The organism is Thalassotalea eurytherma (genome assembly GCF_030161415.1).
Taxonomy (GTDB): Bacteria; Pseudomonadota; Gammaproteobacteria; order Enterobacterales; family Alteromonadaceae; genus Thalassotalea_G; species Thalassotalea_G eurytherma.
Genome location: NZ_BSSU01000005.1, coordinates 176,917 through 193,332 on the forward strand (window position 1 = coordinate 176,917; position 16,416 = coordinate 193,332).

Below are 16,416 nucleotides of genomic sequence, written 5' to 3' on the forward strand. Positions count from 1 at the left end.
TAATGGTTCATGTTTTAGGCGATAGTTATGCTATCGCCTTTTTTTTGGATTTTTTCTAGCTTATAACAACTAATACTAGTTAACAGGCAATATTTACGTAAACTAGAGATTATTAGTATTGCGTTATGAAATCATTAGGTAAGGGCAAAATAGATGGCAAAAATAGAACAAGTAGCCGTGGTTGGCGGCACACATGGAAACGAATTTAGTGGCATTTACTTGTTAAAAAAGTGGAACAAACGACCTGAATATCTCGAAAGAGAGGGATTAACTATTCATACGTTATTTGCCAATACGAAGGCACACGAAGAGAATAAACGCTATATCGATTGTGATTTAAACCGTCAGTTCATTTCAACAAGCCTTGCTGACAATTCGTTAACTAATTATGAGCAAAGTCGTGCTAAGGCAATAAACGCAGAGCTGGGCCCAAAAGGTGATGCAAAAAGTGATTTTATTATCGACTTGCATAACACCACATCAAACATGGGACCCACGTTGATTTTGTTGCAATCAGACCTATTTAATCGCCAACTAGGCGCTTATGTACTGGCTAAAATGCCAGAAGCCGTCATCGTTTTTGAAGACCAAGTGAGCCTTGAAGAACATTACTTCTTAGCGTCAGTTGCTGCTCAAGGCGTGATTGTCGAAATTGGTCCACAACCTCAGTCGGTAGTGCGTCAAGATGTACTTGATTATATGGAAGCAATGACTCAACACATTCTCGATTTTGTTGTGTTATTTAATAAAGATGAAGTGACAAGCTTGCCTGAAAGTTATCAAGCATATCGTTATATCGAAAGCTTGAAACTACCTGAAGACGAACATGGTGAACGCATTGGTATGGTTCATAAAAATGTTCAAGATCAAGATTTTAAGGTACTTACAAAGGGAGACCCTATTTTTACTTTATTTGACGGTGGTGAAATTTGTTATCAGGGCGATTATGAAGCCTATCCTCATTTTATCAATGAAGCAGCCTACTATGACAATAACTTAGCGATGTCGTTAGCAAAAAAAGTCTCAATGCTAACGAAATAGTCGATGGTTATTTACGGTAAAATAACAGCTTGCTGTAAATAAATGAACTACACTTATAAGAGCGCTAATGTTGGAGGAACTTATGGATGTAGCATCATATCGACGATTAAATGAGCTCGTTACAAAATTCTCGAAGAATAGGCATAACGAGCATGAGTATATGGAAATACATCACATACTTGATGACGCAATAACGCGTATTGAAGAGATTGAGTTAACGGAAGTCTCGTATAACGATGACTTTCAAATAGAGCTTGAAAGAGAGCTAGCAAAAGCCAAATAACGCAACGCGCATTATTTGGCTTTTTTATTTAAGTATCTTATTCGTCTGCTTCTTTTGGGAGAACTAAGTTCAGGACAATAGCGACGACACCACATAAGCTAATACCTTGAAGGCTCCATTCTCCGCTACCAACCATCATACCGCCAATACCAAACACTAATGTTGTCGACACGATAATAAGGTTACGTTGCTCTGATAGGTCGACTTGATCTTTAACTAATAAATTCATCCCTACGCTAGCGATAGAGCCAAATAGTAAGGTTAAAATACCACCCATTACTGGAGCAGGAATGGTTTGTAAGCTCACGCCAAATTTGCCAATAAATGCTAAACAGATAGCGGCGATAGCGGCAAAAATCATAATGACCGGATTAAACATTTTGGTGAACATCACGGCGCCAGTCACTTCTGAATACGTTGTATTTGGTGGTCCACCGAACATAGACGCTAGCGAAGTTGCAATACCATCGCCAAACAAGGTGCGATGTAGGCCTGGCTTTTTAAAATAGTCTTTACCGGTAACGTTACTTATGGCAAGTAGGTCACCTACGTGCTCAATAGCCGGTGCTATCGCAACCGGGATCATAAATAAAATTGCAGGTAGGCTAAATTCAGGCGTTATAAAATTTGGCACAGCAAACCATTGTGCTTGACTAACGATCTCAGTATTCACCATGCCCATGAAATAAGCGGCAATGTAACCAATAAAAACACCAGACATGATAGGCACGAGTCTAAATATTCCACGACCTAAACTTGCCACGGCTAAGGTTGTTAATAGTGAAATCATTGAAACAATAATGGCTTGTTCATAAGGAAAAAGTTGAGCCGAACCATCACCAGCCTTACCCATCGCCATGTTTACGGCAACGGGAGCAAGGCTTAAACCAATAACCATAATGATTGGGGCAACCACAACCGGTGGTAATAGTTTTTGCAGAAAGTGAGTACCTCGAAATTTTACGGTAATTGCCAAAACCATATAAACAATACCGGCAACAAAAAGAGCGCCCATAGTTTGTGGCATGCCGAAGTGTTGAACCGAATAAGTAATAGGTGCAGCAAAAGCGAAAGAGGATGCTAAAAATATAGGCACGGTATTCTTTGTAACGAAATGGAACGCTAACGTACCTATACCCGCGGTAAATAAAGCAACGCTTGGATCTAAGCCTGTAATAAGTGGCATTAAAACTAACGCACCAAAAGCGACAAAGAGCATTTGCAAACCTGCAATTGCATTTTTAATAGTAATATCTTGATTGTTAAACATACTGCGCCTTTAACAAAGTGTTAAACAATAAAAAGCCTAAGTGGATACTTAGGCTTGTTGATAATAAAAGAGGGTTATTGCGTGCCGAAAATTTTATCGCCAGCGTCTCCTAATCCAGGAATGATGTAGCCGTTTTCATTAAGGTGGCTATCAATTGCTGCGGTATAAATTTCAACATCAGGGTGTGCCTTTTGCATTTTTTCTAAACCTTCTGGCGCTGCGACGAGTACTAACGCTTTAATATTTTTACAGCCAGCTTCTTTTAGAATGTCGATTGTGGCGACCATTGAGCCACCTGTAGCAAGCATAGGGTCAACAACAAGCGCTAAACGATCTTCTATGTTAGAGGTTAGCTTTTGGAAATAGGTGACGGGCTCCAAGGTTTCTTCATCGCGATATAAACCAACAACGCTCACTCGAGCACTTGGAATGAGTTCTAACACACCATCTAGCATACCAATACCTGCTCGAAGAATAGGTACAACGGTAACTTTTTTACCTTTAATACGCTGACCTTCGATGTCACCATTCCAACCAGCAAACTGGTAATTCTCAACTTCTAAATGTTTAGTTGCTTCATAAGTTAATAAACAACCTACTTCAGCCGCTAGTTGGCGAAAGTCGCGAGTGCTTAGCTTTTCAGCACGCATTAAACTGATTTTATGTTTAACCAAAGGATGATTAATTTCGTGAATTGCCATGCTAAGCTCCTTATCTGCTCTTGTTCTCGACACAAACAGCGAGATGTTAGCACACTCGTTATGTTTGCTCGTAAGTGATTGTGTTTTTGTTGTGATTAATTGTAGCTTACGTGTGATAGATCAAAGCTTATTTATTTAGCGAACGCTTTGTTACCTATGATTTTTAATGCTGGCGTTCCTCTAACTAAAGCGTCACGAGCAAATTGCGTGTTGCACTGGGGGCAAATACCTTCAGTTGACGTATAGTCTTTCGTAATGCGTTCTTTAAAGCATTTAATTAACGCACCTTTGCCGCCTTTTTTATACTGAAAAAGTTGTTGCCGACATTTTTGACAATAGATATCGACTGATTTTTCTGGGGCTTTTTTGTTCGGTTTTGCCATAAGTTATGATACAAAAGCACAATTGATAATTGCTATTCTACTAGTGAACGCGTTACACGCAATAATAAGGAGTAATTAGTGGCGAAGATATATGGAGATAGAAAATCAGGCAATTGCTATAAGCTTGAGTTACTTTGCGAGCTACTTAAACTTGATTATCAATGGCAAGACGTTGATATTTTGGCGGGAGAAAGCCAAAAACCTGAGTTTTTAGCTAAAAATCCAAACGGTAAAATCCCTTTATATGTTGACGAAGATGGTTGGTGTTTGAGTGAGTCGAATGCCATCTTGAACTATTTGGCAACAGGAAGTGACTTTTTGCCGCGAGATGGCAAATCATTAGCTAAAGTTCAGCAATGGCAATTTTTTGAGCAGTATTCTCATGAGCCCTACATTGCTGTCGCGCGTTATATCAATTTGTATTTGGGCTTACCTGATGAGCGTCGTGAAGAGTATGTATCAAAACACCAAGGCTGTTACAAAGCATTGTCGGTGATGGAGCAGCAACTGGCAAAGACGCCTTTTTTAGTGGGGCAACATTGCACGGTTGCGGATATCTCTTTGTATGCCTATAGTCATGTTGCCGAGCAAGGGGGCTTTGATCTATCAAATTATCCAAACATTACGACTTGGTTTAAACGAATAGAATCTCTTGAAGGCTATGTGGAGATGAAAAGCTAAGGTAGCGTTAAGGAGCAAATAATGGGGAAGTTCTGCCAAAGTTGTGGTATGCCAATGGATAAAGATCCAGGTCACGGCGGTACAGAAAAAGATGACGTTAAATCAACATTATATTGTAGTTACTGTTATCTTGATGGCGAGTTTACTCAAAGCGACTTTACTGCTCAGCAGAAGCAAGTATTTTGTATAGAAAAAATGAAAGAGCAAGGGTGGCCAGGTTGGCTAGCTTGGCTTTTTACTCGTAATATTCCAAAATTAAAACGATGGCAAAAATAAAGGAGCCTGAGTGAATACGCAGTTTTTAATGTTAAAAATTCCACCCTTATTACTAGTCACTATTTTTGCCGTTGTAATGTTTATTACCTCACTGTTTGCTGGTGGGGCTATTGAACTCACCTTATATCGAAAAGTAGGCATCGCAATAACGCTAATCTTAGCTTGTTACTTTAGTCTTGCTGGTGTTTTAGCGTTTAAAAAAGCACAAACAACGGTCAACCCTATGTCACCAGAAACCAGTGCAAAGCTCGTTGATACTGGTGTTTATCGCATTTCTCGAAATCCGATGTACGTTGGTTTTGTTATGTGTTTGATTAGTTTTTCAACCTACTTAGGCCACACCTTTTTATTCTTGTTTATTCCTGCTTTTATGTTGTATATGAATAAGTTTCAAATAAGTGCTGAAGAGCAAGCGTTAACAAAGTTGTTTGGCGAGAACTATACCCAATATTTAGGTCGGGTTAGACGTTGGTTATAGTTAAAAAGTAAGTAGTAACAGTGCGTAGTGCAAAAAAAAGGAGCTAAATAGCTCCTTTTTAACTGACAGCGTAAAATTATTGGGCAAGTTGAAATTGCATATTCTCAATAAGGTTTGCCGGTTGCTGATGATTATGTAATTGCATCATACGGTTCATTTGAGTTAATGAAGCTAGCATTGCGTAGATTGCAGGGTAATATCCGCGCTCTTCAAACAATGCTTTATCTTGCGCAGACAATTCACTTAAGCCTTCTTCTTTTACGGTGAAAAGACCTTTAATGGTTGTTTTTTCGCCAGCAGCAAATGTAATCTCTAGATCAAGCTCTTTTAACAAACCAAGTCGAGTTAATTGGTTAATAAACTCAATAGTGGTTATTTCATGTTGGTATAACTCACGCATTGCTTGCTGTTTTGCTGTAACCGCTTGTGAAGCACTACCGTCGTCGTTAAACAACTTCATACTTTGCTCTTCTTGCTGCATGCTTACTAAGCTTGAGTTTGTATCAAGTAAAGGCACGATACGGTTTGGATTGTTAGGATCCGCTACAACTTGAAACGGTAACAACGACAAGCTTTGTGGCATATATGCGACATTCATCGCATTTTCTTGCTGATAAAATACGTTATGGCTATCGAGTGCCATCAATGCAATCGCATCAAATTGATCAGTTGACGTATTTTTAATAAAGAATAAAGGGTAGCTAGTTGATGCAACGGCAAACTCACTGACCATGACGGCTGCGTTTCGTTTCGTTTTAATTGCTGGAAAATCAACACCTTCTTTTAAGAAAAATGCACTATGATTTTGTGGTGATAATGGGGCTAGGTTTTCCATAAATCTCTCTGAATGAATATAGTTATTATATTGATATTATTTAGTTTATTAGCAGTATTTTAAGGCTTAAAGGTATTTATGCTTTTGACTAACAACTACCTAACTGGTCTATATTTTCTGCATTTTTAAGTACTTAGGTGATAAGTAAAATGTCGTTTATCTATTTAAGTACCCACACCATAAACGTTCGTAATGGTTTTAATTGGCGGGAAATATTACAGCTGCATGTGAAAAATCACTGTTTAATTGTCGCCTATATTGCCACAAGCTTTAGCGCACGTTAAGGCTTTAGCGCAGGTTTTTGCATGGCATCAGTGATAAATTTATCTAGTTAGGGAACGTTGTCGTTCAATGCTTTTATCGTCTTGATGATTAAGTAAGCGCTTAGTGTCTGAAACTATTAAAATTAATTTTTGTTATCTTTTTGACTTGTAGACAAGAGGATAATAATTTTGCTTATAAGATGTCCCCTTTTTTACCATACTGTTATCTGGCGTTACAGTCTGTTGCTTGTCATCATATATCCCATGCTATTATCAAATAGTCATTTATAATCAGATAAATGAGTTATTTTAATACTCGGCAGACAGTAAAGGTTGTTGCACATGAAAGAATACATTTTAGCGATTGATCAAGGAACGACGAGCTCACGAGCGATGTTGTTTGATTGCTTAGGTAATGTAGTTGATAGTGAACAACAGGAATTTCCTCAATATTATCCCAAAGACGGTTGGGTTGAACATACGCCTGAAGAACTATTGGCGTCGGTGATGTCCACGTGCCGTAAGTTAATGTCAAAGCAAAATATTCAAGCTGGACAAATCAAATCTCTTGGCATCACTAATCAACGTGAAACTACGATTGTTTGGGATAAAACGACGGGAAATCCGATATACAATGCGATTGTTTGGCAGGATAGAAGAACCAGTCAATATTGTCAGGAGCTTAGCGAGCATGGTCATGGCAACATGGTTGCCGAGAAAACTGGGCTGTTGCTAGATCCTTATTTTTCCGCCACGAAATTAAAATGGATATTAGATAATGTTGAAGGTGCTCGGGATAAAGCACAAGCGGGTGAATTAGTTTTCGGTACTGTTGATACGTTTTTACTTTGGCACTTAACTGATGGTCAGTCTCACTTTACCGATGCGACAAATGCTTCGCGTACCATGTTATTTAATATTCATGAGCAATGTTGGGATGATGAATTGCTTGAGCTCTTTAATATTCCAAAGTCACTCCTGCCTGTTGTGCTAGATAGTTCAGCTGATTTTGGTGTTACCTCTACACAAATGTTGGGTTTTGATATTCCTATTCAAGGCATCGCGGGAGACCAGCATGCTGCGCTTTTTGGTCAAGCTTGTTTTGAAAAGGGCAGTGTAAAAAGTACATATGGCACCGGCTGTTTTGTAATGGTAAATACTGGGGATACGGTATTTACCTCAACCAATAAACTACTCTCTACCGTTGCCTATCGTATAGATGGTGAAGTGACCTATGCGTTGGAAGGAAGTATTTTTGTTGCAGGCGCTGTGATCCAATGGTTGAGAGACGGCCTAGAATTAATTTCCAACGCGAGCGATTCAGAGCGTTTGGCGATGGAAGCCAATCAAGATCATGGCGTTACATTAATTCCTGCGTTTACCGGATTAGGCGCGCCATTTTGGGATCCTGATGCTCGTGGCGCAATTCTGGGTTTAACAAGAGATACTGGCATCAAAGAAATTGTTAACGCTGCCTTGCAATCTGTGTGTTATCAAACAAAAGACCTACTGACCGCTATGGAAAAAGATGGCATTGAAATTTGCACGATTAAAGTTGACGGTGGCATGACAAATAATGAGTGGTTATTGCAGTATTTATCAGATTGCTTGCAGGTTGAAGTTGAGCAACCTAAATCTGCTGAAACAACGGCTTTAGGTGTAGCATTTTTGGCGGGTTTAAAAGCAGGAATCTTTGAGTCAGTCACTCATATTCAGTCACTGTGGCAAAGCACCGCCAAATTTCAACCAAAAATTAGCAATGAGTTAGCAAGCGAGCATTATCAACGATGGATTAATGCGATAAATCGGATTCGCACAACGTCATAAAACATATAGTTATGATATAAAAAGGAGAGCTAGGCTCTCCTTTTTTAGTTCGTTTTCTAGGTTATGATTATTGGTCTAAATAACTTTCATCATCAGGTCTAAGCTTATTCAATAAACGCATCCGACAAAATCAAGTTTGCTGGTATTGCCGCAGGGTCATTTACTGCTGTCGCCGAATAAATTTTACCCGCCATTAAATCGAGAATACCTGTGTCAATTGCTACGGTCTTAGTGCCAGTTGCTGTCACTTTCACGCTGTATTCACCAGGTGCCAGTGTCACAAAGTTAGTTGTTGCTTTAAATGGTACATCACTAAACGCAGGTTCTACATCATCTATCATGCCATCTGCCGTCACGTAAATATCAACGTTACCAACACTTGGGTGAGCATGTGTAATGCGCACTTTGGTTTCGGTAGCAACAGAGCGCACGTTGTCCATCAATACGTAATATTCAAGTGCTGCATCGTCCATTGCGTCAAGTGTACCTACAGCATTCACTGTGTATTTGTTGTTAGTCATTACCGACAACTCACTTGAAATACCCGTCACTGTATTATCTGCGGTCAAGCGAGCGTCAACAGTATATGTACCTTCTGGTAAATCGACATAGCCAGTTACGCCACCAAATGGTGCATTTGAAAGCGCATCTACTTTGCCATTATCAACAAAAATGTCGACATTCGGTACATCAGCTGCTGCATGGATAACACGCACTTGTGCTGTTGTTCTGTCGTCGTAAAGCGTCGACGTAGTGCTACCATCATTAACAAGTAACTTCACAGGCGATGTCATCACTTCTGTATTTGGCACTGCAGCAACGAACAGATCGGCGCCAGCGGCTAAATCTGGTAAAACAATGTCATATGCAACTGTTCCTGCACCGTCCATCCCTTCAGGGATTACGAGGCGAACACGATATACACCTTCTGGTACTTCTACTTGGTCGGTCGCTTCACCGTAGCCCAGCGTAGCAAGTGGTGTCGTTAATTCATCTGTAGCACCAGTAATGTGCAAATCAACGGTAGGTGCGTTTGGCGCTGCATGCAACACTTGAACGCGGATATTGCCATCAGCGACATCAGTACTACTATTCGCAATCACGGCAGCAGCTAAATCATTCGATGTTTCGTCATCTTCCATCACGTAACCGTGAGCAATAACTGTGTATTCTGTGTCAGCAGCTAGGGCTACGTCTCCCAAATCTAACACTGTAGCAGTGCTTTCATCTGGCAAAATCGCATCAACCGACAGCATGTAAGAGCCTTCAGTTAACGATAAAAAGCCTGATCCAACGCCATAATCAACACTAGCCAAACCCTCAATAATATCGTCACCTGCTTTTACATTAACCAATGGCGCATCGGCTGAGCCGTGAATAACACGTACATACGTGGTGCCAAGTTCAGGGGCTGGTGGCTCTGGCACAACGATATCTCGTGCATCGTCACTATCAGAACCGCAACCCATGATGACAGCAGCTAACGCTACAGGTACAATACTTTTTATGATCCTTTTCATTGTTCTACCTTTAATTGTAATGTGTAAATTGCAAAGCTCATTACGCTAAGGATTCAATAGAAGGATCATTTTTTAATCAACTTTTCAAAATCACAGTTTATCTTGTGTTGAAAGAATCATTTTGTTTCTTAGCCATTGGTTTGCTGGATCTTTATCTACATTGCGGTGCCAGTAAAGATGTACATCAATGTTTGGCAAGGCAACAGGTAACTCAAAAATATCAATTGCAAACACCTTTTGATAAAGCTGTGCAGCATTCTTTGGTAATGTAAGAATTAAGTCGCTATTGACCACGACACGACAGGCCGACAATAGGTGCTGACACCTTAACGATATTTTACGCTGTAATCCCAAACGACCTAATTCAAAATCTTCTAAACCAGGACCACTGGTTCGTGAGGAGACAAGGATATGATTGAGAGATAAATAGCTTTCTAGCGTCATTTTACTGTTAAGTGCGGGGTGATCTTTTCTTGCAACAACAACCAATTGATCGGTTTCTAATTGGGTATGAAGGATATTTTCACTCACTGGTAGCAGAATATCGATCGCTAAATCAATATCACCGCTAGCTAGTTTGAGTTCAAGGTCGCTTCGTTTGGTTCTATTGGTCGCCAATGATAATTGAGGCGCTTCCACTCTTAACTGTTTAACCAATGGCGGCAAGTAATATGCTTCTAATGAGCTATGTAACGAAATAGCACATTGCTTTTTAGAGGATTGAGGTTCAAATGCTCTTGATTGTATTAATGATATCTCTAATTTTTGTAAAGCCTCTCTAACTTCAACTATCACGTTTTTCGTTAATGCGGTTGGGCGCATTTGGTTGCCTTGGCGAATAAATAGCTTGTCTTCGTAATGGGCGCGCAATTTAGCGAGTGCATGACTAACGGCAGGTTGCGATAGGTTCAAGGCAGCAGCAGCTTTAGAAATATTACCTTCACAATAGATTGCTTCAAATACGATAAACAAATTCAGATCTACTTTCATTTTTTAGTTTTTTAACTATTCGTCACACGAATAGAGCCCTATTCAAACTATTCATTTGTTTAATTTGTATGGCAATAATAGGATGAGTTCAAGGATTATTTTAATAATATGTGAATAGGTTGATGGCTTCTTTGTATCTCATTCGTCACGGGCAAGCGTCATTTGGTCAGGCTGACTATGATTTATTGTCTGAAAAAGGACAAAAGCAAGCGCACGTGCTCGGTCAAAGTTGGCGAGCACAAGGTCAACCAAGCTACTGCTATTGTGGCAGTCTACTCAGGCATGAACAAACAAAGCACCATTTTTTTTTAGGCTTAGAACAAGCTCAGCCAGCAACAGTTTCTCATTCAGGTTTTAATGAGTTTGATCATCAAGATATTTTAATTAAATATCAGCCAAAGTGGCGAGCTTACGATGAAATGCAAACACATTTCCGTCGATTTCCAGATCCCAAAAAAGCGTTAGCAATAGCATTTGATAGTGCTGTAATTCGCTGGATGTCAGGGGAGCATGATGAAGATTACAAAGAATCATGGCCAGTCTTCAAAGTTCGATGTATCCAAGCGCTACAGGATGTGATCAAACAGCAGACAACGATTAAACAAGATAATCCAGAAATTCACCAAGACATTGTGGTATTTACTTCTGGTGGGCCAATAACCGTGATGTTAAGTCATGTCTTAGGGCTTGATCGTCAACAAGGTTTAGCTTTAAACCAACAACTTAGAAACACTTCAGTGACTAAATTACTCTTTGATAAACATCGAGTAAGTGTCGACTTTTATAACAATTATAGTCACCTATCTCAGCACAATGCTGAGCTTATTAGCTTTCGATAAAACAGGTAGAGAGGACGTATGAGTAACCACGAGTTATTTGATTTAACAGGAAAGATTGCCCTTGTTACAGGCGCCAGCCGAGGTATTGGCGAGCACATCGCCAAAACCCTCGCGAACAGTGGTGCCCACGTGTTGGTGTCGAGTAGGAAAATAGAAGGTTGTCAGGCTGTTGTTGATGATATTGTCGCTCAAGGTGGTAAGGCTCAAGCAATACCCTGTCATATCGGAGAAATGGATGATATTGAAAATTTGTTTAGCCAAATTAAAAGTGAATTTGGTCGATTAGACATTTTAGTCAATAACGCAGCGGCAAACCCTTATTTTGGTCATATTCTAGAAACGGATTTAATGGCCTATCAAAAAACAGTTGATGTAAATATCAGTGGTTACTTTTTCATGTCTAAATTAGGCGCGCAAATGATGAAGGAGCAAGGCGGTGGCGCGATTGTTAACGTTGCCTCGGTAAACGGTGTGATTCCAGGTGATTTACAAGGGATCTACTCAATTACCAAAGCTGCGGTAATTTCTATGACCAAAGCATTCGCGAAGGAATGTGCTCAATTTAACATTCGCGTAAACGCTCTTTTACCTGGTGCAACCGATACCAAGTTTGCATCGGCACTGGTTAAAAACCCTGAAATATTAAAACAAGCGATGGCACATGTGCCAATGCGACGAGTTGCTCAACCTGAAGAAATGGCTGGCACCGCATTATATTTAGTTTCTGATGCCGCTTCATACACAACGGGTAGCTGTATCAACGTTGATGGTGGCTATTTACTGGCTTAGTAGATAGCAAATGACCGTCAAAAGAATTTTAAAAGGAAAACCAATGAACACTGAAAAATTATTTGAAGCTGTAAATTTAGGCAATTTGAGCCTAAAAAATCGCACCGTGATGGCACCGATGACGCGAACATTTTCTCCTGATAATGTGCCAACACCAGATGTTGCTGCTTATTACCGCCGTCGTGCCGAAGGCAATGTAGGTTTGATTATTACCGAAGGTACCTGCATCAATCATGCTGGCGCTCATGGTTATGATCGTGTGCCAGATATCTTCGGCGAAAAAGCCATGGCTGGTTGGAAAACGGTTGTTGATGACGTGCATGCAGCAGGCGGAAAAATAGCGCCACAACTTTGGCATGTAGGCGCGGTAAGAAAACCCGGTGTTGGCCCTAACAAAGAAGCGCCCGCTTATAGTCCTTCAGGTTTATACAAACCGGGCGCGGAAAATGGCGTTGCAATGAGTCAAGAAGATATTGATGAGGTTGTTGCAGCGTTTGCTCAATCGGCACTTGAATCTAAAGAGGCAGGTTTTGATGCGATTGAAGTGCATGGCGCGCATGGCTACTTGGTTGATCAGTTCTTTTGGGAAGGCACTAATCAACGTACCGACAAATATGGTGGAAGCTTAGAAAAACGCTGTCAATTTGCCGTTGAGATTATTCAGGCAATTCGAAAAGCAGTTGGTGATGATTTTCCTATTATTTTGCGTTTCTCTCAGTGGAAGCAGCAAGATTACGATGCAAAACTTGCTAACACCCCCAAAGAGCTTGAAACGTTCTTATCAATTTTATCAGATGCTGGCGTTGATATTTTTCATGCCAGTACCCGTCGATTTTGGGTACCAGAGTTTGAAGGCTCAGATCTAAACCTTGCTGGTTGGACTAAAAAGCTTACCAACAAACCTGTGATCACCGTTGGCAGTGTTGGATTAGATACTGACTTTATTGGTGAAGGAATGACTGACTTAAGTGGTACCTCAAACCCTACCGGTATTGAGGGATTAATTGAGCGTATTGAAAACGATGAGTTTGATCTTGTTGCTATTGGTCGTGCGCTACTTGTTGACCCACAATGGTTAAACAAAATTCGTGAAAATCAACTGGAAGACATTAAGCCATTTAACAAAAAAGCACTAGGTAGCTTGAGTTAACAAACATTACGGGGCACAAACATGAATTTTGAATACAGCGAAAAAGTTCAGCAATTACTATCGCAAGTCATTGATTTTATGGAAGAGCATGTTTATCCAAATGAACAGCTCATGCATGAACAAGTTGAGCAAGACCGATGGTCAACACCACCTTTACTGCAAGCATTAAAAGCCAAAGCAAAGGCTAAAGGTTTGTGGAATCTGTTTTTACCGATTAGTTACGGGGAATATAGTGCTGGTTTAACAAATTTAGAATATGCCCCGTTAGCAGAAGAAATGGGCAAAGTGTTTTGGGCACCAGAAGTGTTCAACTGTGCCGCACCTGATACTGGCAATATGGAAGTACTTGCCAAATACGGTAATGATGAACAAAAAAAACGCTGGTTAGCGCCTTTACTTGCAGGAGAAATTCGTTCCGCATTTGCCATGACAGAATCAGAAGTAGCGTCTAGCGATGCAACTAATATCGAAACACGCATAGAGCGCGACGGAGATGACTACGTCATTAATGGCCGAAAATTTTATATTAGCGGAGCTTGCCGAAAGCAATGTGAAATTATGATCGTGATGGGTAAAACTGACCCAGACAATTCGAATCGTTATATTCAGCAGTCTCAAGTATTAGTTCCTATGAATACTCCTGGTGTTAACGTTATTCGTCCGATGAAAGTATTCGGTTATGAAGATGCGCCCGAAGGCCATGCTGAAATTGTTTTTGATAATGTTCGAGTACCTAAAGAGAACATTATTTTGGGCGAAGGACGCGGATTCGAAATCGCCCAAGGGCGTTTAGGACCAGGTCGTATTCATCATTGCATGCGTTCAATAGGCGCCGCTCAACGCGCACTTGATATGATGTGTAAGCGTGTTAATGAACGCATTGTTTTCGGTCAGCCAATGATCAAACAGCAGTCAGTGCGTGAAGATATTGCTATGTCAGCCTGCCAGATTGAACAAGCCAGATTAATGACGTTAAAAGCAGCCCAGATGATGGACACGCAGGGTAACAAAGCAGCAAAAGAGCTTATTGCCATGATCAAGATTGTTGCACCGAATATGGCATTAGATGTGTTAGATCGCGCTATTCAAATTCATGGCGCGGTTGGCGTATCGCAAGATACCTTTTTAGCACATATGTACGCAGGTCAGCGAACACTTCGATTAGCTGACGGCCCTGACCAAGTTCATATGATGCAATTGGGGCGTGACTTAGCTAAGCGTTTTGCTAGCGCATAATTAAGGGTAAAAAAATGACATCAAAAGACGATATCAATCTAGCATCATTATCAAGCTACCTTGAATCTCATATTGCTGATTTTAAAGGCCCTATTACGCTTGAAAAGTTTGATGGCGGGCAATCTAACCCTACATTTAAAGTCACTGCCTCTTCGGGAGTTTATGTGCTGCGACGCCAACCTCCCGGCAAGCTACTTAAATCAGCACACGCTGTTGATCGCGAATATCGCGTGCTTGATGCACTTAAAGACAGCAAGGTGCCTGTAGCTAAGGTTTATCACCTATGTGAAGACAAGAGCATTATTGGCTCTATGTTTTATTTGATGGAATATTGTGATGGCACCGTTTATTGGGATGCACCATTAAAAGACATCTCAAGTAATGACATCCGAAGTAAAATTTATGATCAAATGAATCAAACATTGGTCGCACTGCATCAAGTCAATATAGAGGCTTGCGGTCTAGGTGATTATGGCAAGCCAGGAAACTACTTTGAGCGTCAACTAAATCGCTGGGTAACTCAATATCGTGCATCTGAGTTGAAACCCATTGATGCGATGGAAAAGCTGATGGCTTATTTAGAAAGTCACTTACCCGAAGATGACGGTAAAACCTGTTTAGTGCATGGCGATTTTCGTCTCGACAATATGATGTTTGATAAGAAGTCTAACGAAATTATTGCCGTACTTGATTGGGAGCTTTCAACCTTAGGTCACCCGTATGCAGATCTCGCGTATCAATGCATGCAGTTGCGAATGCCGCAAGGTTTAGGCGGCGTTGATGGGTTGAAGGGAATTGATAGAGAAGCGATTGGTATTCCAACAGAAAAAACATATGTCGACTTATATTGTCAGCGTATGGGCATAGATAAAATCGATAATTGGGCATTCTATTTGGCGTTTAGCTTTTTCCGATTGGCCGCCATAGTTCAAGGTGTGGCTAAACGTGCATCCCAAGGCAATGCGTCGAATGCCAATGCCGCTAAAGTAGGCGCGTTTGTTGAGCCACTAGCGATGATGGCACTTGAAGTAATAGCAACAGAATAAAAATAAACAACAGGCTTTTAGAGGATAAGACATGGATTCATTGTTAGATTTTACCGATAAAGTGGTACTTATTACGGGCGCTGCACAAGGCTTTGGTAAGTTATTATCAACAGAATTGGCTAAACGTGGCGCTAAATTAATTATTAGTGATATCAAAGCTGAGCAAGTACAAGCGGTGGGCGATAGCATTGCTGCTAGTGGCGCTGATGTTTACGCGATGACGTGCAATGTTGCCAGTAGTGCAGACTGTAAAGCGATGGTTGATAAGGCCCTTGAAGTTTTTGGTCGTGTGGATATTGCGGTAAACAACGCTGGTATTGCCCATAATTTCGGTACGATTCATGAGATTGAAGAAGATGTTATGGACCAGCAATTTGCCGTTAATGTTAAAGGCGTGCAATTTGGTATGAAGCATCAAATTGGCCAAATGCTTAGCCAAGGTGGTGGCACCATTTTAAACGTTAGCTCAATGGCAGGTCTAGGCGGCGCGCCCTTAGCGGGCGCATATGCGGCAGCTAAACATGCAGTGATTGGTTTAACGAAAACCGCGAGTGTTGAATATGCAAAACAGAATATTCGTATCAATGCGATTTGTCCGTTTTTTACCTTAACGCCGATGGTCACTAATATTGCAGACAGCGAACTGCAAAAGAACTTAGGTAAACGAGCACCGATTGGTCGCTTAGCCGAGCCGGAAGAAGTCGTTAACACTATGCTGTTAATGCTATCTCCAGGAAATACTTATATGACAGGACAATGTATCGCCGTAGATGGCGGTGTGTCAGCAGTTTAGCGACAGGAATAAACG

18 protein-coding genes are annotated in these 16,416 nt (G+C 40.7%); 12 read left to right on the forward strand and 6 right to left on the reverse strand.

Translation table 11 applies throughout. The features are described 5' to 3' along the window. Positions 1–153 precede the first annotated feature (153 nt). Both QQK02_RS05950 and QQK02_RS05955 read left to right on the forward strand, forming a co-directional pair. Positions 154–1,041, forward strand: a complete 888-nt coding sequence (locus tag QQK02_RS05950) for an aspartoacylase (RefSeq protein ID WP_284207062.1) — start codon at positions 154–156, stop codon at positions 1,039–1,041. A gap of 82 nt (positions 1,042–1,123) precedes the next feature. Beyond that, positions 1,124–1,324 carry a hypothetical protein gene (locus QQK02_RS05955; protein WP_284207063.1) on the forward strand — a complete coding sequence of 67 codons (201 nt, stop codon included), beginning with the start codon at positions 1,124–1,126 and terminating at the stop codon, positions 1,322–1,324. Positions 1,325–1,361: 37 nt separating this feature from the next. Here QQK02_RS05955 and QQK02_RS05960 read toward each other — a convergent pair whose 3' ends face one another. The 3 genes from QQK02_RS05960 to QQK02_RS05970 all read right to left on the reverse strand — a co-directional run bounded on the left by QQK02_RS05960 (position 1,362) and on the right by QQK02_RS05970 (position 3,678). Then, the gene (locus tag QQK02_RS05960) at positions 1,362–2,594 is read right to left on the reverse strand and encodes a uracil-xanthine permease family protein (RefSeq protein ID WP_284207064.1); all 1,233 of its coding nucleotides are present in this window, start codon (positions 2,592–2,594) and stop codon (positions 1,362–1,364) included. 74 nt (positions 2,595–2,668) lie between these two features. Beyond that, on the reverse strand, positions 2,669–3,295 hold the full coding sequence (upp, locus tag QQK02_RS05965) for a uracil phosphoribosyltransferase (RefSeq protein ID WP_284207065.1): 627 nt from the start codon (positions 3,293–3,295) through the stop codon (positions 2,669–2,671). Positions 3,296–3,426: 131 nt separating this feature from the next. After that, positions 3,427–3,678 carry a hypothetical protein gene (locus tag QQK02_RS05970; RefSeq protein ID WP_284207066.1) on the reverse strand — a complete coding sequence of 84 codons (252 nt, stop codon included), beginning with the start codon at positions 3,676–3,678 and terminating at the stop codon, positions 3,427–3,429. Between the two features lie 78 nt (positions 3,679–3,756). Here QQK02_RS05970 and QQK02_RS05975 point away from each other — a divergent pair, with 78 nt between their 5' ends. From QQK02_RS05975 to QQK02_RS05985, 3 genes are read left to right on the forward strand one after another with little or no spacing between them, the layout of a single operon-like run. Further along, positions 3,757–4,359: a glutathione S-transferase family protein gene (locus tag QQK02_RS05975; protein WP_284207067.1), complete on the forward strand. Its 603-nt coding sequence runs from the start codon at positions 3,757–3,759 to the stop codon at positions 4,357–4,359. 21 nt (positions 4,360–4,380) lie between these two features. Continuing rightward, entirely contained in the window at positions 4,381–4,635 is a 255-nt protein-coding gene (locus tag QQK02_RS05980; RefSeq protein ID WP_284207068.1) for a zinc ribbon domain-containing protein, read from the forward strand. 10 nt (positions 4,636–4,645) lie between these two features. Then, entirely contained in the window at positions 4,646–5,113 is a 468-nt protein-coding gene (locus QQK02_RS05985) for a methyltransferase family protein (protein WP_284207069.1), read from the forward strand. Between the two features lie 76 nt (positions 5,114–5,189). On the opposite strand, the gene QQK02_RS05990 is transcribed toward QQK02_RS05985, so the two are convergent. Then, positions 5,190–5,948 carry a SapC family protein gene (locus tag QQK02_RS05990; RefSeq protein ID WP_284207070.1) on the reverse strand — a complete coding sequence of 253 codons (759 nt, stop codon included), beginning with the start codon at positions 5,946–5,948 and terminating at the stop codon, positions 5,190–5,192. 605 nt (positions 5,949–6,553) lie between these two features. Between QQK02_RS05990 and glpK the strand changes: the two genes are divergently transcribed. Further along, entirely contained in the window at positions 6,554–8,038 is a 1,485-nt protein-coding gene (gene glpK, locus QQK02_RS05995) for a glycerol kinase GlpK (protein ID WP_284207071.1), read from the forward strand. A gap of 104 nt (positions 8,039–8,142) precedes the next feature. Here glpK and QQK02_RS06000 read toward each other — a convergent pair whose 3' ends face one another. Continuing rightward, positions 8,143–9,558, reverse strand: coding sequence for a DUF4397 domain-containing protein (locus tag QQK02_RS06000; RefSeq protein WP_284207072.1), 1,416 nt, complete (start codon positions 9,556–9,558; stop codon positions 8,143–8,145). A 90-nt stretch (positions 9,559–9,648) separates the two neighbouring features. Then, entirely contained in the window at positions 9,649–10,548 is a 900-nt protein-coding gene (locus tag QQK02_RS06005; protein ID WP_284207073.1) for a LysR family transcriptional regulator, read from the reverse strand. A gap of 122 nt (positions 10,549–10,670) precedes the next feature. On the opposite strand from QQK02_RS06005, the gene QQK02_RS06010 reads away from it, so the two are divergent. The 6 genes from QQK02_RS06010 to QQK02_RS06035 are packed head-to-tail and all read left to right on the forward strand — an operon-like array spanning position 10,671 to position 16,401. Then, complete coding sequence (locus QQK02_RS06010) at positions 10,671–11,387, forward strand: histidine phosphatase family protein (RefSeq protein ID WP_284207074.1); 717 nt, start codon at positions 10,671–10,673, stop codon at positions 11,385–11,387. Between the two features lie 18 nt (positions 11,388–11,405). Further along, positions 11,406–12,176, forward strand: coding sequence for an SDR family oxidoreductase (locus QQK02_RS06015; protein ID WP_284207075.1), 771 nt, complete (start codon positions 11,406–11,408; stop codon positions 12,174–12,176). Positions 12,177–12,219: 43 nt separating this feature from the next. Then, on the forward strand, positions 12,220–13,326 hold the full coding sequence (locus tag QQK02_RS06020; protein WP_284207076.1) for an NADH:flavin oxidoreductase: 1,107 nt from the start codon (positions 12,220–12,222) through the stop codon (positions 13,324–13,326). A gap of 21 nt (positions 13,327–13,347) precedes the next feature. After that, positions 13,348–14,562, forward strand: coding sequence for an acyl-CoA dehydrogenase family protein (locus QQK02_RS06025; RefSeq protein ID WP_284207077.1), 1,215 nt, complete (start codon positions 13,348–13,350; stop codon positions 14,560–14,562). Between the two features lie 14 nt (positions 14,563–14,576). After that, a complete protein-coding gene (locus tag QQK02_RS06030; protein WP_284207078.1) occupies positions 14,577–15,608 on the forward strand; it encodes a phosphotransferase family protein in 1,032 nt (343 codons plus the stop codon). Positions 15,609–15,639: 31 nt separating this feature from the next. Next, positions 15,640–16,401, forward strand: coding sequence for an SDR family NAD(P)-dependent oxidoreductase (locus QQK02_RS06035; RefSeq protein ID WP_284207079.1), 762 nt, complete (start codon positions 15,640–15,642; stop codon positions 16,399–16,401). The last annotated feature ends 15 nt before the right edge of the window (positions 16,402–16,416 follow it).